Consider the following 20,017-nt stretch of genomic DNA (forward strand, 5'->3'; position numbering starts at 1 on the left):
TTTCTCTGGGTATGCAGGGGGTGGGGCAGGAACCTCCAGGATACGGGACCGGCCGGGCAGGCCGGTGCGTCGCGCCGTGGGCGGGTCGACGACGGGTCGCGACACGGGGCGGCCGACCTGCTGATCCGTAGCACCCGCACCAGCAGTCACACCGTGCGGGGACGATGCCGGCTGCCGGAGATATACCGTGCGCGGGCGGACATGTCTGCACAGTCTGTGACGCCCGGGACCTCCGGGACAGGAGTGACCCGCCAGCGGCGCCGGGGCGTCAGCCCGGGGCGACCCGCTCCTCCGGCCTCCCCACGAAGGCCCGGTGCACCTGCTCGACCTCGGGCCCGAGGAAGCGCCGGGCGAGGTAGTGGAAGCCGTCCGGGTCGCCGGTGGTGAGCCACTGGTGCACCGGCACGTTGCCCTGGGCGGCCAGCAGCCCGCCGTCGGTGAGGACCCGGAAGAGGTCCGCCGCGGTCGCCGCGGCCGAGGAGACGAGCTGCACCTGCTCGCCGAGGACGTACTGCAGCGCCTGGGTCAGCAGCGGGTAGTGCGTGCACCCGAGGATGAGGGTGTCGATGTCGCGCTCCTGCAACGGCGCGAGGTAGGCCTGCGCCACCTCGATGACCTCGGGGCCGCTGGTGACCCCCGCCTCGACCAGCTCGACGAAGCGCGGACAGGGCTGGCTCGCCACGCGCACCGAGGGCGGGGCCGCGACGAAGGAGTCGACGTAGGCCCGCGACTGGTGGGTCGCCGCGGTCGAGATGACGCCGATCTGCCCGTTGCGGGTCACCGCCATGGCCCGCCGGACCGCGGGGCGGATGACCTCGACGACGGGCACGGCATACCGCTCGCGCGCATCGGCGAGCACCGCGGCCGACGCGCTGTTGCACGCGATGACCAGCGCCTTCACCCCGTGCTCGACGAGCCGGTCCAGGCACTCGAGGGAGAACTCGCGCACCTGGGCGATGGGCCGCGGGCCGTAGGGCGTGCGCGCGGTGTCGCCGAGGTAGAGCACCGACTCGTGCGGCAGCTGGTCGAGGACCTCGCGGGCGACGGTCAGTCCGCCGAAGCCGGAGTCGAAGACCCCGATGGGCGCCTCGGTCATCTCAGAGGTCGTCGTCCGCCGCCACGAACGGGTTGGCGAGCGCCCCGATGCCCTCGATCTCGACCTCGCAGCGCTGCCCGGCGGTGATCGGTCCGACGCCGGCGGGGGTGCCGGTGAGGATGACGTCGCCGGGGAGCAGGGTGAAGGCCGCTGACGCGTGCGCGATGAGCTCGGGGATCCCGAAGTGCAGGTCGGCGGTGGTGCCGTCCTGGCGCAGGTCCCCGTCCACCGTCGAGCGCACCGCGAGGTCGTCGGTGTCGAGGTCGGTCTCGATCCAGGGCCCGAGGGGGGTGAAGGTGTCCATGCCCTTGGCCCTCGCCCACTGGCCGTCGGTGCGCTGCAGGTCGCGCGCGGTGACGTCGTTGGCGCAGGTGTAGCCGAAGACCACCGACCGGGCGTCCTCCGTCGCGACGTCCTTGCACATCCGCCCGATGACGACGGCGAGCTCGGCCTCGTAGGAGATCTCGGTCGCGAAGGGCGGGATGACCACCGGGTCGCCGGGCCCGCACACCGAGGTGTTCGGGATGAAGAACATCATCGGCTCGGCCGGGAGCTCGCTGCCCATCTCGCGCGCGTGGTCGGCGTAGTTGCGGCCGATGGCCACGACCTTGCTGCGCGGGATGACCGGCGCGAGCAGCCGCACGTCTGCCACGTCGAAGGTCTGGCCGGTCAGGTCGATCTTGGTGTAGAGCGGGTCGCCGGAGATCTCGGCGATCCGCTCCCCGGCCCCGTCCACGAGGCCGAAGCGGGGGTCGTCACCGTCGGTGAAGCGGCAGATACGCATGGCGCCAGGGTATGCCGCGCCCCCCACCTCCTCCGAAGTGGACAGAGGTTTCGGGGACCCGGTCCCCGGGGACCGAGGTCCGGGACGTCAGTGGGCGCCGCCCGAGGTGAGCTTCAGACCGACGATCCCGGCGATGATGGCGACCAGGCACAGCACGCGGGCGACCGTGGCCGGCTCCCCCAGCGCGACGATCCCGTAGGCCGCGGTGCCCACGACGCCGATCCCGACCCACACGGCATACCCCGTGCCCAGCGGGATCGTGCGCAGCGACCACCCCAGGCCCGCCATGCTCAGGGCCAGGGCCACCCCGAAGACGACGCTCGGCCACAGGCGCGTGAACCCCTCGGAGCGGGTGAGCGCACCGGCCCACACGGCCTCGAGGACGCCGGAGACGATCAGGACGATCCATGACAGCGCAACCATGATGACGCCCTCCCTGGGGCGTGTCACGTCGTCGTCGGTGCCGGGTACGACGTGCCTCGTCCGGGGATCCGCCCCTGCCGGGCGTCCACCCCCAGGGTCTCACAGCCCGAGCGCCCGGGCCAGCCTCACGGTGGGCGCCGGGTGGGCGCCGGGCCGGGTCGCGCGCGGCTAGGCTTGAGCGCCGTGCAGACCCCCACGACCGTCCTCGAGGTGCTCGACGCCCCGGTATGGCGCGCCCGCGCCGCCGCGCACGCGCGCTCCGTCGAGGCACTCACCGCGGACCGGCTGGCGCGCCGGGTCGAGGGGCGCACGCACCCAGTCGACGACTTCCTGTGGGAGTACTACGCCTTCCGCCCGGCGCAGCTGGCCCGCTGGCACCCCGGGCCGGGCGTCGGCCTCGCGGACGGGCAGGAGCGCGAGGGGTGGAGCGGCTACCTCGTCGACGGGGCGGGCACGGCATACCTCGACGTCGAGCGGTTCGTGCAGCGGCGTGGCCGCGCCCTCTCCTTCGTCCGTGACCTGCTCCGGGCGACGCTGTCGCGGCCCGGGAGGTTCGGCTGCTTCGGGCTGCACGAGTGGGCCATGGTCTACCGCGCCGACCGCGAGGAGGTGCGTCACGACTGGCCGCTGCGGCTCGGCGCCGAGGGCACCGACGCGGTCGTGGAGAGCCACCAGGTCGCGTGCTCGCACTTCGACGCCCACCGCTTCTTCACCCCCGAGGCCGCGCCGCGCAACACGCTGCGACCGACCCGGGAGGGCCAGCTCGACCTCGAGCAACCGGGGTGCCTGCACGCCGGGATGGACCTCTACAAGTGGTGCTTCAAGCTCGCCCCGGCGGTGCCGAGCGACCTGACGCTGGAGGCCTTCCACCTGGCCCGCGACATCCGCGAGCTGGACATGCGCGCCGCCCCCTACGACCTGCGCGACCTGGGCTACGAGCCGGTCCGCATCGAGAGCACGGAGGGCAAGCGGGAGTACGCCGAGGCCCAGCGCGGCTTCTCCCGCCGCTCCAACGCGCTGCGCCGGCGGCTGCTGGAGGTGCTGGACGGGCTGGCTCAGACCAGCTGGTAGAGCCAGCCGTGGCGGTCCTCGGCGCGGCCGTACTGGATGTCGAGCAGCTCGGCGCGCAGGTCCTCGGTCACCGTGTGCTCGACGGGCATGTCCAGCTCACCGCCGTTCCACGCCAGCCTGCCGACCGGGGTGATGACGGCCGCGGTGCCGCACGCGAAGACCTCGGTGATCTCGCCGGAGGCCACCCCGTCGCGCCACTCGTCGATGGTGAACCGGCGCTCCTCGACCTGGTGGCCGCGCTCGCGCAGCAGGTCGAGCAGCGAGGAGCGGGTGACGCCGGGCAGGATGGTGCCGGTCAGCTCGGGGGTGACCACCCGACCGTCGGCATACAGGAAGAAGAGGTTCATGCCGCCGAGCTCCTCGACGTAGCGGTGCTCGACCGCGTCGAGGAAGACGACCTGGTCGCAGCCGTGCTCGATGCCCTCCGCCTGGCTGGCCAGCGACGCGGCGTAGTTGCCGCCGCACTTGGCCGCGCCGGTGCCGCCGGCGGCGGCGCGGACGTACTGGTCGCTCACCCACAGGCTGACCGGCTCGAGCCCTCCCGGGAAGTAGGAGCCGGCCGGGGAGGCGATGACGCTGAAGAGGTAGCGGTTGCTCGGGCGCACCCCCAGGGCCTCCTCCGTGGCGATCATGAAGGGGCGCAGGTAGAGCGACATCTCGCCGGCGTCCGCCCCCGGCACCCACCCCTGGTCGAGGGTGACGAGCTCCTTGATCGCGTCGAGGAAGAGCGTCGGAGGCAGCTCGGGCATGGCCAGACGACGAGCCGAGCTGTTGAAGCGCTCGGCGTTGCGCTCGGGGCGGAAGGTCCAGACCGTGCCGTCGGCGTGGCGGTAGGCCTTCATGCCCTCGAAGATCTCCTGGGCGTAGTGGAACACCGCCGCGGAGGGGTCCAGCGGGATGGGGCCGTAGGGCACCACCCGCGCGTCGTGCCACCCCTGCTCCGCGTCCCACTCCACCATCACCATGTGGTCGGTGAAGATGCTGCCGAAGCCGGGGTTGGCGAGCAGCTCGGCGATCTGCTCGGGGCCGCGGCGGTCGGGCGCCTCGGTGACGGCGAAGGAGGTGGACGTCGCTGTCTGGCTCATGGCCGCAGCGTAGCCGCCTGACGCCTCGTCACCGCCAGGGGTGGGCCCGACGTCGGGGCAAGGACCGGTCCGTGCGCAGTCGTGGCCCCCTGGGGGCCACCACCGCGCACAGTCGGCGCGTGCTGGCGGACACCGACACGTCGCCGTGCGCACACCTGGCCCTCTGAGGGCCACCACCGCGCACGGCCACCGTCGGTGTCGCCGTCGGCCCGGTCGATAGGCTGTCGGCGTGAGCACCCTGGACCCGAGCAGCGCCGACCTGACCCTGCTGCAGGACCGCCAGGTGGCGGTCCTGGGCTTCGACGCCATGGGCGCCGCGCACGCGCTCAACCTGCGGGACAGCGGGGTGGACGTCTGGGTGGGGACGGACCCGGACAGCCGGCTCGCGGCCCGCGCGGAGCTCGAGGGACTGCCCGTGTCGCCGCCGGAGGAGGCCGTCGCACGCTGCGACATCATCCTCGTCCCGGGCACCGGCCGGGGCGAGAGCGACCCCCGCCGGGTGACCGCTCTGGTCGACGACCACGCGGAGCCGGGCGACCTCGTCGTCGTCACCAGCGCCTCCGCCGTCCGCGAGGGTCGGCTCACCGTCCCGGAGGGGGTGGACCTGGCCATGCTGCGCAGCATCGGCAGCGGCGACCGGGTGCGGGAGGAGTACCTCGACGGTCGCGGCTGTCCTGCTCTCGTCGCGGTGGCCCACGACCGCAGCGGCGCCGCCTGGGCGACGCTCACGGCCTACGCGGCGGCCATGGGAGCGCTGCGCTCCGGGGCCGTCGTCACGACCGTCGAGCACGAGAGCACGGCGATGGCGACGGCGCGCGACCGCATCCAGGTGCCGCTGCAGGAGGCCCTCGAGTCCACCTTCGAGGACCTCGTGGGCCGGGGGGTGGAGCCCGAGGTCGCCTACGTCGCCCTGGTGCACGAGCTCAAGACGCAGGTCGACCAGATCTACGCCGCGGGCTTCGCCAGCCAGCACGGGCCGTCCGGCCAGGCGGGCGGCGACCCGGCAGCGAGCAGCCGTCGCGAGGCGGCGGCCGGAGCCCATGCCCTGGAGCACGCCGGGCGACAGGTCCGGGCCATGACCAGCTGGCTGCGCTGACCCGACCCTGCCCCGGCGCGGTCAACGCCCGTGCAGCACCGTCCGCAGCATGGCGACGCCCGGACCCGCGTCGGACCACGGCACGGACAGCTCCAGCACCGCCGCGGCCGCGGTGGGCAGCCCCCCGTGCAGCGCGGCACGACTGTCGTCCTGCTCACCGGTGTCGGTCAGCTCCCAGGCCGTGCTCGACATCACCGGCTCGTGGCCGACGACCCACAGCACCCCGACCTCCTCGGGCACCTCCCGGACCGCCTCGAGGACACCGTCGATGCCGCCGTCGTAGATGCGGCGGGTGGGCCACGTCTCGACCTCACGAGCACCGATCAAGCCCTCAAGGGTCTGGACGGCACGGGCCGCGGTGGAGACGAGGGCCAGGCCCGGCGCCCACCCCCCGTCGGTCAGGAGACCCCCCAGGGCTGCGGCGTCCCGGCGACCGCGCGAGCTCAGCTCCCGGGCGTGGTCGCCCCCCGGGCCGGGGGGAGCGACCTCGGCCTTCGCATGGCGGACGAGCACCAGGGTGGGCACGGCTGCGACCTCCTCGTCGTCCTGGACCCGTCGCGCCGATGCGGCGTCCCGGGTCCGTGTCGTCAGGTGACTCCCCGAGACTAGCCGGGACGGCCGCAGGGCCGGGCGGCTCCCGCCACCCGGCCCTGCGTCTGATCCCTGCCCGGTCGACGGTCAGGGCTGAGCGTCCACCCAGTCCGGGTAGTACTCGTTCAGCGCCTCCTCGACGTCCTGGGACACCGCGTTGGTGCCACCGAGGATGACCACCCGCTCCGGGCTGAGCCGCTCCAGCTCGGCCAGCGTGGCCTCCGGCAGCTCACCGGGCTTGGTCAGCAGCACCGGCACACCCTGGTGACCGGCCAGGGCCGAGCCCGCCAGCGCGTCCGGGAAGTTGCGACCCGAGGCGATGTGCACCAGCGGGACATCCGTCCCGTGGACCTGCGAGACCGCGACCGCGGTCTCGTAACGGTCCCCACCGGAGACCCGCTCGTCCGCGCCCAGCGCGGCGAACGTGTCGTCGTCGACGGCGACCGACCCACCGAGCACCACGACCCGGTCCGGGTCGAGCTCGGCGAGCGCGTCCGCCGTGGCAGCCGGCACACCGTCCGGGCGGGTCAGCAGCACCGGGGCGTTCTCCATGCCCGCGCGAGCCGAACCGGTCAGGGCGTCGGCATAGGCACGGTCCTGCCCGGAGGCGACGTAGACGACCTCGGGACCCTCGAAAATCAGCGCCAGGTTGGCCGCCGTCTCATAACGGTCGGTCCCCTCGACCCGCGAGACCTCCCCGTAGGCCTCGAGGTCACCAGCCACCCCCGAGGACACCGCACCGGTGCCGCCCAGGATGACGATGCTACTCGGGTCCACGGCCTCCAGAGCCTCCCGGGTGTCCTGGGGCAGCCGGTCGTTCTTGACCAGCAGCACCGGGGCCGGGTCACCCTCGGGCGTGTTCATCGTGCCCGGCAGCAGACCGCGCGAGGCGGCCGGCGAACCGGACATGGCGTCGGCGAAACCGGTGCCCGAGGCGATGTAGACCGTCTCCACCCCGTCCGGGTACAGCGCCGAGATCGCCGCGGCCGTGCCGTACCGGTCCGTGCCGAAGACCCGCTCGACCGTGGGCTCGGGCTCGGGCTCCTCCTCGGCGACCTCGCCGCGGGCGAGCACCGGGATCGCGACGACCACGTCGCCGGAGGTCCAGGCGACCTCACCCTGCTGCCACACGTCGGTGGCGGCGCCGGTGTTGGCGACCGTGATCGTCACCTCGGCGGAGCCGCCCGCCGGGACGGTGACGCTGGCCGGCTCGACCGTCACGGACAGGGTGTCCGGGCCGGTGACGGAGGCCTCGAAGGTCGCGTCCGCCGCACCGGGGTTGGTGACGGTCCGGGTCACCGTGGTCGGCTGGGTGCCGAGGGCCGGCACCGAGACGTAGGCGGCGTTGAGGTCGTAACCGGTGGTCGGGTCGGCGAGGAAGGTGTCCCAGTCGGCCTCGGTCGAGTCGAACACCAGGCCGGGCTCGAGGAAGGCGCGCGGCTCGACGAAGCCGGTGCCCCCGACCACGGCCTCGTTGCTCTCGGCCTCGACGTAGTCGGTCGTCGAGGTCTGCAGGGCCGACTTGATGGCCATCGGCGACCACTCCGGGTGCGCCGCGGCGAGCAGCGACCCCAGGCCGGCGACGTGCGGCGAGGCCATCGAGGTGCCGGTCAGGTAGCCGTACTGCGGCTCACCGCCCTCGCTGGCGTAGGCGGCCAGGACGTTGACGCCGGGCGCGCCCAGGTCCGGCTTGAGGATGGTCTGCTCGTCGGCGGCGACATCCACCGGGCCGCGGCCGGAGAACGGCGCGACGGAGGGCACCGGACCGTCCTCGGGGCGGTGGAACGACGCGGCGACCGTGGTCTGCCAGGGGCCGGTGTGCGCGACCGCGACGTCGGACTCCGCCGAGTTGCCGGCGGACGCGGCGTTGAAGACCCCGGCGGCGGCGGCGTTCTTGAACGCCAGGTCGACCGGGTCCTCGTAGGTCGTCGGGTCACCGCTGACCGAGAAGTTGATGACGTCGACGCCGTCGGTGAGGGCCGCCTCGACCGCCGCGATGGAGTCGTCGGGGTGGCACCCGCTCACACCCTCGAAGTCGAAGCAGGCCTTGTAGGCCGCCACGTGCGCCCCCGGTGCCATCCCGGCCAGGTCGTAGGCGTTGCCCCCGGCGTCCTCCAGGGACACCTCGCGCCCGACCGCCGTGCTGGCGACGTGCGAACCGTGGTTGTCGGTGTCCAGCGGGCTGACGCTCTCGGCCTCGGTCGGCTCGTAGCCCTCCGCGCGGGCCCCCTCGACGAAGTAGCGAGCGCCGACGATCTTGTCGGTGCACGCCGAGGCGGGGAAGTCACCCGCGTCGTCGCCCTCACCGGTCTCGCACTCCCCGGCCCACCCGGCCGGCGGGGCCGGCATGCCGTCCGCGGCGAACGAGGGGCTGTCGTAGGCGATGCCGGAGTCGATGACGCCGACGACCGTGCCCTTGCCCGCCTCCATCGGCCCGCCCAGCTGGGACCACACGCCACCGGGGCCGCGCAGACCGAGCAGGTCCGGCGACACGTCCGTGTCCGGGTTGGCCGGCGCACCGTCGGGCTCGCCGACGACACCGGAGTCCAGCTGGCGCAGCGTGGACCGCGTGACCGACACCACGTCGTCGCGCTGGGCGAGGGCCGCGGCCTCGGCCGCGGTGAGCTGCGCCGCGAAGCCGTTGAGGGCGACCGTGTAGCGGTAGGTCGGCTCCGCGGCCACCCCCTGCAGCACGTCGTCCTGCTGGGCGAGCAGCTGGTCGGTGTAGCTGAGCGCCTCCGCGGAGGTCGTGTCCACCTTCTCCAGGGCGGACCCGGCCGTGCCCGGGTTGGTGGCCAGCGGCAGCCGGTCGAGCACCACGACGTAGGCACCGTCCTGGAAGTCGCCGGTCGCGCTGACCGGTGCGGCCACCGCCGGTCCGTCGGTCGCGGAGGCGGCTACCGGCGCGAGCCCGGCCACGAGGCTGAGTCCAGCCACGGCGGCCAGGGCGCGACGAGCCCCCGATGTCGAGCGATAGGTCACGATCAATTCCCCTGATTCCCTGTGAGCACGCACGAGCACGGGCGCGCGAATGATGCCGCACCTCCTGCAGGTCCGGCACCTGGAGCCTATACCGACCACGGTAGGTTCGCGCAAGGGTGCGGGATGATCGTCGCCTGATGTTCACCAGATCGACGAACCTGCAGTTCAGGAAGGTGGTGAGGGCGGTCCGGCCACCTGGTGCAGAAGTTTCCCCTCGTCCCGGTATGCCGTCAGCTGCGACGTCAGGTAACTTCCCATCCGCGGCAGCGAGGCGGGCGAGGCTCCCCCGACGTGCGGGACGACGAGCACGTTCGGGGTGGAGAGGGCGGGGTGCCCGTCCGGGAGCGGCTCCGGGTCGGTGACGTCCAGGGCGGCGCGCAACCGGCCGGCCGCGCACTCGGCCAGCAGGGCGTCGTTGTCGACGACCGGCCCGCGCGCCACGTTGACCACGAGGGCCTGGTCGGGCAGCGCGGCGAGCTCCGCGGCGCCCAGCAGCCCGCGGGTCGCCTCGGTGAGCGGCAGGGTGAGGACGACGGCGTCCGCCCGCGGCAGCAGCTCGGGCAGGCGGTCGACGCCGTGCACCCGCTCCACCAGCCCGTCGCCGGGGCGGTCCGCGCTGGCCACGGCGAGGACGTCGCACTCGCAGGCCAGCAGCCGCCGGGTCAGTGCCGTGCCGATGCCGCCGTAGCCCACCACCAGCACCGTGGAGTCGGCCAGCGATCGCCACGGACCGGGGACGGAGCGGTCCCACACCCCGTCCGCCTGGCGCAGCACGTGGTGCGGCAGGTTCCGCTGCGCCGCCAGCAGCAGCGTCAGGGCCAGCTCGCTGGTCGCGGTGTCGTGGACGCCGACGGCATTGGCCAGCCGCACCCCGTCCGGGAGGAAGGGCAGGGCGTGCTCGTAGCCCGCGGACGCCAGCACCACCGCCCGCAGCCCCGGCACCTCCCCCATCCGGCGCAGCCACGGCCCGGCGATCATCGACAGGGCCAGGACGTCCACGTCCCGCCCGCCCCCGGGGAGGGCGTCACCGTCCGTGTGGTCGTACGGCAGCACCTCGACGTCCGCCACCGGCCCGAGGTGCGCCAGCAGCTCCTCGGGGACGGCGGCGACGGGGGCGCGGCGGGGTGCGGCGCCCACCGGGGCGGAGGACGGCATACCGGCGATCAGCCCTGCACGCCGAGCGTCTCCAGGATGAGCTCGCGCGCCCGGCCGGCGTCGGCCTGCCCGCGCATCTTCTTCATCACCTGGCCGATGAGGGCCCCGACGGCCTGCACCTTGCCGCCGCGGATCTTCTCCACGACGTCGGCGTTCTCGGCGATGACCTCCTCGACCGCGGTCTGCAGGGCACCGTCGTCCTGGACCAGCTCGAGCCCACGGGCATCGGCGACCTCGGTGGGGGTGCCCTCTCCGGCGAGCACGCCCTCGAGCGCCTGGCGCGCCATCGAGTCGTTGAGCCGGCCACCGGTGACGAGGGAGTCCAGCTCGGCGACGTCGGCGGGGGTGACCCCGAGGTCCGTGAGAGCCACCGGCTCCCCGTCCTCGCCCGCGGTCTTGGCCCGGCGGGCCAGCTCGCCCATCCACCACTTGCGGGCCGCGGCCGGCGAGGCCCCGGCCGCGACGGTCGCCTCGATGACCTCGACCGCACCGGCGTTGACGACGTCGCGCATCTCGAGGTCGGAGTAGCCCCACTCCTCCTGCAGCCGGCGGCGGCGCTCGGCGGGGTTCTCCGGCAGCGTGGCGCGCAGCCGCTCGACGTCCTCCCGGGTCGGGGCGACCGGCACGAGGTCGGGCTCGGGGAAGTAGCGGTAGTCGTCGGCGTCCGACTTGGGCCGGCCCGAGGTGGTGACCCCGGTGTCCTCGTGCCAGTGCCGGGTCTCCTGCACGATCGCCTCCCCCGCGTCGAGGACGGCGGCGTGCCGGGTCATCTCGTAGCGCACCGCCCGCTCGACCGAGCGCAGGCTGTTGACGTTCTTGGTCTCGGTGCGGGTGCCGAAGCGCTCGGCACCGGTGGGCATGAGCGACACGTTGGCGTCGCAGCGCAGCGAGCCCTGCTCCATCTTGACGTCCGACACGTCGAGCGCCCGCAGCAGGTCGCGCAGCGCCCCGACGTAGGCGCGAGCCACCTCGGGCGCCCGCTCGCCGGCCCCGGTGAGCGGCTTGGTGACGATCTCGATGAGCGGTATGCCGGCGCGGTTGTAGTCGACGAGGCTGTGGGAGGCACCGTGGATCCGGCCGGTGGCGCCGCCGACGTGGGTCGACTTCCCGGTGTCCTCCTCCATGTGCGCCCGCTCGATCTCGACGCGGTAGGTGAAGGGTTCCTCGTCGACGCCTTCCCGGGGCGGCACCTCGACGTCCAGCCAGCCGTCGACGGCGATCGGCTCGTCGTACTGGCTCGTCTGGAAGTTCTTCGGCATGTCCGGGTAGAAGTAGTTCTTCCGGGCGAACCGGCACCAGTCCGCGATCCCGCAGTTCAGCGCCAGGCCGATGCGGATGGCCGACTCGACCGCGGTCCGGTTGACCACGGGCAACGCCCCGGGCAGCCCGAGGCAGACCGGGCAGGTCTGGGTGTTGGGCTCGGCGCCGAAGCCGGTGGCGCAGCCGCAGAACATCTTGGTCGCGGTGCCAAGCTCGACGTGCACCTCCAGCCCCAGCACCGGCTCGTAGCGGGTCAGCAGGTCGTCGTAGGCGACGGTCCGCTCGGGACCGGCCGTGGTCCGGGTGCTCATGCCCTCACCTCGATCTCGGGAGCCTGCTCGATGACGTAGCCGCCGTGCCGCTCGCGCAGGCGGGCCTCCAGGGCCGCGCCGACGGCATACAGGCGCTGGTCCTGCATCGCGGGGGCGAGGATCTGCAGCCCCGTGGGCAGCCCGTCCTCGTCCGCGGTGCCGGAGGGCACCGACATGCCGGGGACGCCGGCCAGGTTGGCGGGGATGGTGGCGATGTCGCCCGCGTACATCGCCATCGGGTCCTCGGTCTTGTCGCCGATGCGGAAGGCGGTGGTCGGCGCGGTCGGGCTGACGAGCACGTCGACCTGCCCGAACGCGGCCTCGAAGTCGCGGGCGATGAGGGTGCGGACCTTCTGCGCCTGGCCGTAGTAGGCGTCGTAGTAGCCGCTGGAGAGCGCGTAGGTCCCCAGGATGATGCGCCGCTTCACCTCGTCGCCGAAGCCGGCGTCCCGGGAGGCACCCATGACCTGCTCGGCGCTCGGGCTGCCGTCGGGGGTGACCCGCAGGCCGTAGCGCATCGCGTCGTAGCGGGCCAGGTTGCTGCTCGCCTCCGAGGGGAGGATGAGGTAGTAGGCCGCCATCGCGTAGGCGAAGTGCGGGCAGGAGACCTCGGTGATCTGCGCGCCCAGGTCGCGCAGGGCGTCCAGCGCCTCCTCGAAGCGGGCCTGCACGCCGGGCTGGAAGCCCTGGTCGGAGCCGCTGATCTCGCGGACGACACCGACGCGCAGCCCGGCGAGGTCGGTGGTCCCGGCCGCGCCGACGACGTCCGGCACCGGCGCGTCGACCGAGGTGGAGTCCATCGGGTCGTGCCCGGCGATGACCTCGTGCAGCAGAGCCGCGTCCGCGACGGTCCGGGCGCAGGGCCCGATCTGGTCGAGGCTGGAGGCGAGCGCGATGATGCCGTAGCGGCTCACCGCGCCGTACGTCGGCTTGGTGCCGACGGTGCCGGTGACCGCGGCCGGCTGCCGGATCGAGCCGCCGGTGTCGGAGCCGATCGCCAGCGGGGCGAGGTATGCCGCGACCGCCGCGCTGCTGCCACCGCCGGAGCCGCCGGGGATCCGGTCGAGGTCCCACGGGTTGCGGGTGGGCCCGAAGGCGGAGTGCTCGGTGGAGGAGCCCATGGCGAACTCGTCCATGTTGGTCTTGCCGAGGATGGGCATGCGGGCGGCCCGCAGGCGGGTGACGATCGTCGCGTCGTAGGGCGGCACGAAGTCCTCGAGCATGCGGCTGCCCGCGGTCGTGGTCAGCCCCTGCGTGCAGGCGATGTCCTTGACCGCCACCGGGACCCCGGCCAGGCGGGGCAGCTCCTCGCCGGCGGCCCGGGCGGCGTCGACCTCGCGGGCCGTGGCCAGGGCGCCCTCGGCGTCGACCAGGAGGAAGGCGTGCACGGTGGGGTCGAGCCGCTCGATCCGGTCCAGGTGGGCCTGCGTGAGCTCGACCGAGGTGAGGGTGCCGGCGGCGAGACGGTCGGCCATCTCGACGGCGGTGAGCCGGGTGAGGTCGGCGTCGGCCGCCCCCGCGCCGGTCGCGGCGTGGGTCGTGGGGTCGCTCATGTCACTCCTCGTCCAGGATGCGCGGCACCGCGAAGCGGTCGTCCTGCGCCTGCGGGGCGTTGGCCAGGGCCTGCTGCACGGTCAGGCTCTCCCGCACCTCGTCGGGGCGGGTGACGTTGGCCAGCGGCATGGGGTGGGACATGGGCGGCACGTCGTCCGAGGCGACCTCACCGACCTGCCCGACCCAGTCGACGATCTGGTCGAGCTGGGCGGCGAGCCGGTCGAGCTCGGCGTCCTCGAGCTGGATCCGGGCCAGCATGGCGACGTGCGCGACGTCCTCGCGCGAGAGGTGGGACATGGGCCCAGTCTAGGTCGCGCGCCTCGCCGTCCCGGGCACGGTGGTGCCCAGGTGCGATCGCGAGGAATTCGCGGGCGCCGCCCGGGCGTGGCCCGGTAACGTCGCCGGGTGAGCACCGACCTGACCCACACCCCGGACGCGGAGGACTTCCGTGCCCTGGCGCGCAGCGCGCCGTGGCGCTTCACCACGCTGCACTGGACCCACCGCGCCCACGACGACGGGCCGTCCGGGCCCGTCGGGGAGGTCGAGGCCTGGCTGAACCGCCCCTGGGATCTGACCGTGCGACGAGGCGACCGTGTGTGGCGCGAGTCGTCCCCGCCCTACAGCACGTCGGCGTGGAAGCACCGACCGATGACCCCGCCCACGGCCGCCGAGCCTCTGCGTCGCCCCGATGGGCTGGTGGGTCGACGACCGGGACAGTTCGGGGATGTCGACTACGACGACCCGATGGTCGACAACTTTCGCTGGGTGGCGATGCTCGACCCGGTCGAGCTCGCGGACGGGTCGTCGCCCGGGGAGCACCCTGACGTGCAGGTGGAGGGCGTCGCGGTCACCGAGGTCAGCGAGGTCGAGCTGCGGGGGCGCCGGACCTGGCAGGCCGTGTGCCGTCCGCTCGTCGGCGCCTACGACCCCCGGTGCGGGTGCTGCCCGCTGCTGGACAGCGTGGCCAGCCGGCTGCTGGAGTACGGCCCCGACGACCCGGCCCTGGCGACCGGGCGGGAGAGCCTGCCGACGGCATACCTCGTCAGCCTCGACGTCCGGACCGGGATCGTCGCCGACGTCTCACCGCGGGACGGGGACGGGGCGGGGAGCAGCTTCGGCAACGAGATCCACGCCGTGGACGAGCCCCTCAGGCCGCCAGCGGCTCGCGCACCAGCCGGCCCATGAGCTCGGCCACCCGCCCGCGGACGTCCTCGGCCAGCTCCCCGCCCTCGAGGGCTGCGGTGGCCGAGGCCAGCCCGACCGTCTCCTCGAGCGGCAGCGCCCCCGCGACCTGCAGCACCCGCACCGCGTCGGCACGCGCCCACTGCGCCGCCTTCGGCGAGGCGGAGGCCCCCAGCACGGCGACCGGCTTGCCCGCGAGCGCGGCCGCACCCCGGGGGCGGGAGGTCCAGTCGATGGCGTTCTTGAGCACGCCGGGCAGCGAGCCGTTGAACTCCGGCGTCGCGACCACCAGGGCGTCGGCCGCGGCGACCTGCTCACGGAAGGCACGGACCGCCGCGGGCGGGGTGTCGGTGTCGAGGTCCTGGTCGTAGTGCGGCAGCGAGGGCAGCAGCGTGCTGATCTCGGCACGCACGCCGTCCGGGAGAGCGGCGACGGCGGCCTCCGCCAGCCGGCGGCTGGTCGAGTCGGGCCGCAGGCTGCCGAGGAGGACGAGCACGGTGGGACGGTCGTTGGCAGTAGTCACGTGACGCGTCAACCATCACCGTGGTGCTGGTATTCCCGCGCTCTCGGTCCCGTGCGACCCACCACCCGGGCGACCCGCCCGGGACTCATCCGCGGGCGAGCCGCTCCTTGACCTTCACGGGGCTGGGGTTGGTGTGGGGTATGCCGTCCATCACCACGGTGGGGACCGTCTCGTTGCCGTCGTTGACGCTGCGGACGAAGGCGGCGCCCTCCTCGTCCTCCCAGATGTTGACCCAGGTGACGCGGTCCTTGAGCCCGCCCAGCCGCGCCTTGAGCATGGCGCAGAAGCCGCACCCCGGTCGCCAGTAGACGACGACGTCCCCACGCGGGTCGTCCTGCGCCATGTCCTCGACCTCCTGCTGCGTCGTCCCGCCTCGGCGGCCACGCCAGGGGGAGGTCCACCAGGCGATGCCGAGCGCCAGCACACCGTAGCCGACCGCCCACGCCGCCCGCCCGTCCAGGGCGAGGTCCACGACGACCAGACCCAGGACGACGACGAGTGCTCCCCACAGCCACGGTGACCTCATACCCCCATGGTGGCGCAGCAGCGCCGGTCCCGCCTCCGTCCGCCGGGGGAGCTCACGCCGCGTCGGGCCTACGCTGGTGCGGTGACCGCTCACCCGCAGGAGGGATACCTGGACCGTCGCTCGCCCCGGGGGCGGACGATGCTCGCGGCGGTGACAGTCGGGTCGGGCGTGGCGATCCTGGACGGCTCCATCGTCAACGTGGCCCTGCGCACCATCGGGGAGGACCTCGGGGCCACCCTGCCGCAGCTGCAGTGGGTCATCGGTGGCTACCTGCTCTCGCTCGCCTCGCTCGTCCTGGTCGCCGGCGCCCTGGGCGACCGGCTCGGCCGGCGTCGGGTCTACCTCGTCGGGATGACCTGGTTCCTGCTCGCCTCGGCCCTGTGCGCGCTCGCCCAGGACCCGGCCCAGCTCATCGCGGCGCGCCTCGTCCAGGGCGTGGGTGCGGCGCTGCTCACCCCGGGTGCCCTCGCGCTGATCCAGGCGAGCTACGCCCCCGGTGACCGGGCGCCCGCCATCGGCACCTGGGCCGGCGTGTCCGGCATCGCGGCGGCCATCGGTCCGCTGGTCGGCGGCGCCATCGTCGACACCGCGAGCTGGCGGTGGATCTTCGCGATCAACATCCCGCTGTGCGTCGTGGTCATCGCCCTGGCCGCCTGGTCGGCCCCGGAGAGCAAGGACGTGGAGTCGACCGGCAGGTTCGACCTGGTGGGCTCGGCGCTCGTCGTCGTCGGGCTCGCCGCCTCGACCTGGGCGCTCACGACCGCCGCCGAGGCGCCGACGGCCGCGCTCGCCGTGGCGTGGGTGGTGACCGCCCTGGCGGCGGCCGGCTTCCTCGCGTGGAGCCGGAGCGCGGCGCACCCGCTGGTGCCCCTGCACCTCTTCGGCTCGCGGGTCTTCTCCGCGGCCAACGCCATGACCCTGCTGGTCTACGGCGCCCTCGGGGTGGTCATGCTCTTCGTCGTCATCCAGCTGCAGGTGACCTCCGGGTGGTCGGCCACGGCGTCCGGGCTCGCCGGGCTGCCGGTCACCGTGGCGCTGCTGCTGCTCTCCACCCGGGCGGCCGCGCTCGCCGACCGCATCGGGCCGCGCGTCCCCATGACGGTGGGGCCGCTGGTCTGCGCCCTGGGCACGCTGCTCATGGTGGGGATCGGCCGGGACACCGGCTGGGGCGGGGTCCTGCCGGGGATGGTGGTGTTCGCGCTCGGGCTGGCGCTGCTCGTCTCCCCGCTCACCGCCGCGGTGCTCGCCGCGGTCGCGGACCGGTATGCCGGCCTGGCCAGCGGCATCAACAACGCCGTCGCCCGCACCGGGTCGCTCCTCGCGGTGGCCGCGCTGCCGGCGCTGGTGGGCCTGTCCGGCACGGACTACGCCGATCCGGTGGCCTTCACCGGCGGCTACCGGTGGGCGATGCTCATCTGCACCGCGCTGCTCGCCGGTGGCGGCGTCATCAGCTGGTTCGGGCTGCGGCCGGGACCCACCCGCGCCTGAGCGCTCCTCCCCCTGCCGCTCACGCCTCCCCGGTGGCCAGCAGCCGGACGAAGCCCTCCTCGTCGAGCACGGGCACGCCCAGCTCCTCGGCCTTGGCCGCCTTGGAGCCGGCGTTGGCGCCCACGACGACGTAGTCGGTCTTCTTGCTCACCGAGCCGGAGGCCTTGCCGCCGCGGCTGATGATGGCCTCCTTGGACTCGTCGCGGGAGAAGCCCTCGAGCGAACCGGTGACGACGACCGTCCTCCCCTCCAGCGTCCGCTCGATGGAGGCGTCGCGCTCGTCGGCCATGCGCACCCCGTCGGCGGCCCACTGCTCGACGACCTCCCGGTGCCAGTCGACCTCGAACCACGCCACCACCGACTCGGCGATGATCCGACCCACCCCCTCGGTAGCCGCCAGCTCCTCGACGGACGCCGACCGGATCGCCTCCATCGACCCGAACTCGGTGGCCAGCGCCCGTGCGGCGGTGGGCCCGACGTGGCGGATCGACAGGGCGACGAGCACCCGCCACAGCGGCTGCTCCTTGGCGCCTCGCAGGTGGGTGAGCAGACGCTCGCCGTTGGCCGACAGCACGCGCCCGTCGACGACCTCCTCCGGCGGGTCCGCCTTCTTGGCCGTCCGGGTGAACAGCGGCACCTGCACGAGGCGCTCGCGGTCGGCCCGCTCCTCCTCGGGGGTGGGCGGCCGCGCCGCCGTGCCGTGGGCGAGCCCGAACAGCCCCGCCTCGTTGCGGATCACCCCGGCGTCCAGCAGCGCGGTGACCCCCTCGTAGCCGAGCGCCTCGATGTCGAAGGCGCCCCGGCCGGCCAGGCTGAAGAGGCGCTCGCGCAGCTGCGCGGGGCACTCCTTGCTGTTGGGGCAGCGGATGTCCTTGTCGCCCTCCTTCTGGGCGGCCAGCTCGGTGCCGCAGGACGGGCAGTGCGTCGGCATGACGAACTCCCGCTCGTCCCCGGTCCGCAGGTCGGCCACCGGCCCCAGGATCTCGGGGATGACGTCACCGGCCTTGCGCAGCACCACGGTGTCGCCGATGAGCACGCCCTTGCGCCGGACCTCGTGCTGGTTGTGCAGGGTGGCCCGCTCGACGGTCGACCCGGCGACGAGCACCGGCTCCATCAGCCCGTAGGGCGTGACCCGCCCCGTGCGGCCGACGTCGACCCTGATGTCGAGCAGCTTCGTCGTGACCTCCTCGGGCGGGTACTTGTAGGCGATGGCCCACCGCGGGGCCCGCGAGGTCGCCCCGAGCTGGCGCTGCACGGCCACCTCGTCGACCTTGACGACCACCCCGTCGAGCTCGTGCTCCACGTCGTGCCGGTGCTCGCCGTAGTAGCGGACGATGTCGTGCACCTCGGCCCGGGTGGAGACGACCCTCGCGCGGTCGCTGACCGGCATCCCCCAGGCGCCGAGCACGGCATACGCCTGCGACTGGCGGGTGATGTCGAAGCCGGTGCGCGCTCCGATCCCGTGCACGAGCATGCGCAGGGGGCGGCTGGCCGAGACGCGGGGGTCCTTCTGCCGCAGCGACCCGGCCGCCGAGTTGCGCGGGTTGGCGAAGGGCGCCTTGCCCGCCTCGACCAGGGAGGCGTTGAGCTCGATGAAGCCCTCGAGCGGGAAGAAGACCTCGCCGCGGATCTCCACCAGGGCCGGGATCTCGCTGGGGACGTCCGGAGACGTCGCGGGCTGCTCGGTCGGCGGCGTCAGCCGGTGCGGGACGCCCTCGATGGTGCGCACGTTGAGGGTGACGTCCTCCCCCGTCCGGCCGTCGCCCCGGGTGAGGGCCTGGGTGAGGAGGCCGTCCTCGTAGAGCAGGTTGACCGCGAGGCCGTCGATCTTGAGCTCGCACAGGTAGTGCACCTCGGCGCCCCCGGCCTCGCGCTCGACCCGGTCGAACCACTCGTCCAGCTCCTCCGGGGAGAAGGCGTTGTCGAGGCTGAGCATCCGCTCGCGGTGGTCGACGGCGGTGAACTCGGTGGAGAAGGTGCCGCCCACCTGCTGGGTCGGGCTCTCCGGCGTGCGCAGCGTGGGGTATGCCTCCTCCAGCTCCTCCAGCTCGCGCAGCAGCCCGTCGAACTCGCCGTCGCTGACGGTCGGCGCGTCGCGGACGTAGTAGGCGAACTGGTGGCCCCGGATCTGCTCGGCCAGCTCGGCCGCCCGGCGACGGGCGTCCTCCGGGGGCTCGGGCTGCTCGGCGGGGCCGTCGGGACGCGTCGAGGGGCTGGTGTCGGTCACGTGCTCATTGTGCTGCACGCCACCGACACCAGCCCCTCGTGCTGGTCGGTCAGCCCCGGGTCAGCGGGTGCTCTTGAAGTAGGCCGTCGACTCCTTCCTCCACAGGAGGAAGACGATGACGGCCGCCAGCACCGCGCCGAGCAGCGACAGGATGGTGTTGATCGTGCCCCCGGCTGCCGAGCCCGGCATCATGCTCGTCCCCAGCAGGCCGATGAGGGTCGTGACGACGTTGATGACCCCGAGGATCGTGGCGACGATGCGGGCCCAGCTCTTCCCCTTGCCGTTGAAGAAGCCGAGGAGGAACCAGATGGCGGCGACGACGATGCCCGAGATCAGGCCGATGATCGGCGCGCCGGACACGGTGGCGTCGACGACGGCGGGGTCGACCGGCTGGCCGCTGGCCTCGAGCTGCGACTCGACCGCAGCACGGAGCTGGTCCTCAGGCGTCGCGAGCGCGAGAACCCCGCTGATCAGCGAGAGCGCACCGCCGGCGTACATGAGCTTCTCCGCCAGCCCCACCGGCTGCGGCTTCGCGACGGCGCCCGCCGGGGCTCCGCCGTGCGCGCCGTGGGTGTCGTAGCTCGGCGCCGCCTGGTAGCCGCCCTCGTGCTGCGGTGCGTTCGGGTCGTGGTGCGGGTCCTCGTGACCCGGGTTCTGTGACAT

The 20,017-nt window shown here is 73.7% G+C and carries 18 protein-coding genes and 1 riboswitch; of the genes, 4 read left to right on the forward strand and 14 right to left on the reverse strand.

Going from position 1 to position 20,017, the window contains the following annotated elements; translation table 11 throughout:
• Positions 1 to 268 precede the first annotated feature (268 nt).
• The 3 genes from murI to AVL62_RS06095 form a co-directional block, all read right to left on the reverse strand.
• Positions 269 to 1,096, reverse strand: a complete 828-nt coding sequence (murI, locus tag AVL62_RS06085; protein WP_058890762.1) for a glutamate racemase — start codon at positions 1,094 to 1,096, stop codon at positions 269 to 271.
• 1 nt (position 1,097) lies between these two features.
• A complete protein-coding gene (locus AVL62_RS06090) occupies positions 1,098 to 1,880 on the reverse strand; it encodes a fumarylacetoacetate hydrolase family protein (RefSeq protein WP_058890763.1) in 783 nt (260 codons plus the stop codon).
• An 87-nt stretch (positions 1,881 to 1,967) separates the two neighbouring features.
• Positions 1,968 to 2,303, reverse strand: a complete 336-nt coding sequence (locus AVL62_RS06095; RefSeq protein ID WP_327281693.1) for a DMT family transporter — start codon at positions 2,301 to 2,303, stop codon at positions 1,968 to 1,970.
• A gap of 22 nt (positions 2,304 to 2,325) precedes the next feature.
• Positions 2,326 to 2,392, reverse strand: a riboswitch (guanidine-III (ykkC-III) riboswitch).
• 94 nt (positions 2,393 to 2,486) lie between these two features.
• Here AVL62_RS06095 and AVL62_RS06100 point away from each other — a divergent pair.
• Positions 2,487 to 3,374 carry a 3-methyladenine DNA glycosylase gene (locus tag AVL62_RS06100; RefSeq protein WP_153011694.1) on the forward strand — a complete coding sequence of 296 codons (888 nt, stop codon included), beginning with the start codon at positions 2,487 to 2,489 and terminating at the stop codon, positions 3,372 to 3,374.
• On the opposite strand, the gene AVL62_RS06105 is transcribed toward AVL62_RS06100, so the two are convergent.
• A complete protein-coding gene (locus tag AVL62_RS06105) occupies positions 3,359 to 4,459 on the reverse strand; it encodes a branched-chain amino acid aminotransferase (protein ID WP_058890764.1) in 1,101 nt (366 codons plus the stop codon). The two genes, AVL62_RS06100 and AVL62_RS06105, sit on opposite strands and share 16 nt — an antisense overlap.
• A gap of 229 nt (positions 4,460 to 4,688) precedes the next feature.
• On the opposite strand from AVL62_RS06105, the gene AVL62_RS06110 reads away from it, so the two are divergent.
• On the forward strand, positions 4,689 to 5,555 hold the full coding sequence (locus AVL62_RS06110; RefSeq protein WP_058890765.1) for a hypothetical protein: 867 nt from the start codon (positions 4,689 to 4,691) through the stop codon (positions 5,553 to 5,555).
• Between the two features lie 21 nt (positions 5,556 to 5,576).
• On the opposite strand, the gene AVL62_RS06115 is transcribed toward AVL62_RS06110, so the two are convergent.
• From AVL62_RS06115 to gatC, 6 genes are all read right to left on the reverse strand, one after another.
• Positions 5,577 to 6,080: a SixA phosphatase family protein gene (locus tag AVL62_RS06115; RefSeq protein WP_058890766.1), complete on the reverse strand. Its 504-nt coding sequence runs from the start codon at positions 6,078 to 6,080 to the stop codon at positions 5,577 to 5,579.
• Positions 6,081 to 6,233: 153 nt separating this feature from the next.
• Positions 6,234 to 9,083, reverse strand: a complete 2,850-nt coding sequence (locus tag AVL62_RS06120) for a cell wall-binding repeat-containing protein (RefSeq protein WP_161937849.1) — start codon at positions 9,081 to 9,083, stop codon at positions 6,234 to 6,236.
• A 210-nt stretch (positions 9,084 to 9,293) separates the two neighbouring features.
• Positions 9,294 to 10,283 (reverse strand): NAD(P)-dependent oxidoreductase, encoded by a 990-nt coding sequence (locus AVL62_RS06125; protein WP_058890768.1) that lies wholly within the window; start codon positions 10,281 to 10,283, stop codon positions 9,294 to 9,296.
• 8 nt (positions 10,284 to 10,291) lie between these two features.
• Complete coding sequence (gatB, locus tag AVL62_RS06130; protein WP_058890769.1) at positions 10,292 to 11,854, reverse strand: Asp-tRNA(Asn)/Glu-tRNA(Gln) amidotransferase subunit GatB; 1,563 nt, start codon at positions 11,852 to 11,854, stop codon at positions 10,292 to 10,294.
• Positions 11,851 to 13,407, reverse strand: a complete 1,557-nt coding sequence (gatA, locus tag AVL62_RS06135; RefSeq protein ID WP_058890770.1) for an Asp-tRNA(Asn)/Glu-tRNA(Gln) amidotransferase subunit GatA — start codon at positions 13,405 to 13,407, stop codon at positions 11,851 to 11,853. The genes gatB and gatA overlap by 4 nt, the downstream gene beginning before the upstream one ends.
• 1 nt (position 13,408) lies before the next feature.
• A complete protein-coding gene (gene gatC, locus AVL62_RS06140) occupies positions 13,409 to 13,705 on the reverse strand; it encodes an Asp-tRNA(Asn)/Glu-tRNA(Gln) amidotransferase subunit GatC (RefSeq protein WP_058890771.1) in 297 nt (98 codons plus the stop codon).
• 108 nt (positions 13,706 to 13,813) lie between these two features.
• Here gatC and AVL62_RS06145 point away from each other — a divergent pair, with 108 nt between their 5' ends.
• Complete coding sequence (locus AVL62_RS06145) at positions 13,814 to 14,593, forward strand: hypothetical protein (RefSeq protein ID WP_058890772.1); 780 nt, start codon at positions 13,814 to 13,816, stop codon at positions 14,591 to 14,593.
• On the opposite strand, the gene AVL62_RS06150 is transcribed toward AVL62_RS06145, so the two are convergent.
• Positions 14,556 to 15,113, reverse strand: coding sequence for an NADPH-dependent FMN reductase (locus AVL62_RS06150; RefSeq protein WP_235585571.1), 558 nt, complete (start codon positions 15,111 to 15,113; stop codon positions 14,556 to 14,558). The genes AVL62_RS06145 and AVL62_RS06150 overlap by 38 nt on opposite strands.
• 85 nt (positions 15,114 to 15,198) lie before the next feature.
• Positions 15,199 to 15,639, reverse strand: coding sequence for a glutaredoxin domain-containing protein (locus AVL62_RS17790; RefSeq protein WP_235585572.1), 441 nt, complete (start codon positions 15,637 to 15,639; stop codon positions 15,199 to 15,201).
• A gap of 81 nt (positions 15,640 to 15,720) precedes the next feature.
• On the opposite strand from AVL62_RS17790, the gene AVL62_RS06160 reads away from it, so the two are divergent.
• On the forward strand, positions 15,721 to 17,127 hold the full coding sequence (locus AVL62_RS06160) for an MFS transporter (RefSeq protein ID WP_235585573.1): 1,407 nt from the start codon (positions 15,721 to 15,723) through the stop codon (positions 17,125 to 17,127).
• Between the two features lie 19 nt (positions 17,128 to 17,146).
• On the opposite strand, the gene ligA is transcribed toward AVL62_RS06160, so the two are convergent.
• Complete coding sequence (gene ligA / locus AVL62_RS06165; protein ID WP_058890774.1) at positions 17,147 to 19,354, reverse strand: NAD-dependent DNA ligase LigA; 2,208 nt, start codon at positions 19,352 to 19,354, stop codon at positions 17,147 to 17,149.
• Between the two features lie 60 nt (positions 19,355 to 19,414).
• Complete coding sequence (locus AVL62_RS06170; RefSeq protein ID WP_058890775.1) at positions 19,415 to 20,017, reverse strand: hypothetical protein; 603 nt, start codon at positions 20,015 to 20,017, stop codon at positions 19,415 to 19,417.

The sequence above is a fragment of the Serinicoccus chungangensis genome (assembly GCF_001483745.1).
GTDB classification, from domain to species: domain Bacteria; phylum Actinomycetota; class Actinomycetes; order Actinomycetales; family Dermatophilaceae; genus Ornithinicoccus; species Ornithinicoccus chungangensis_A.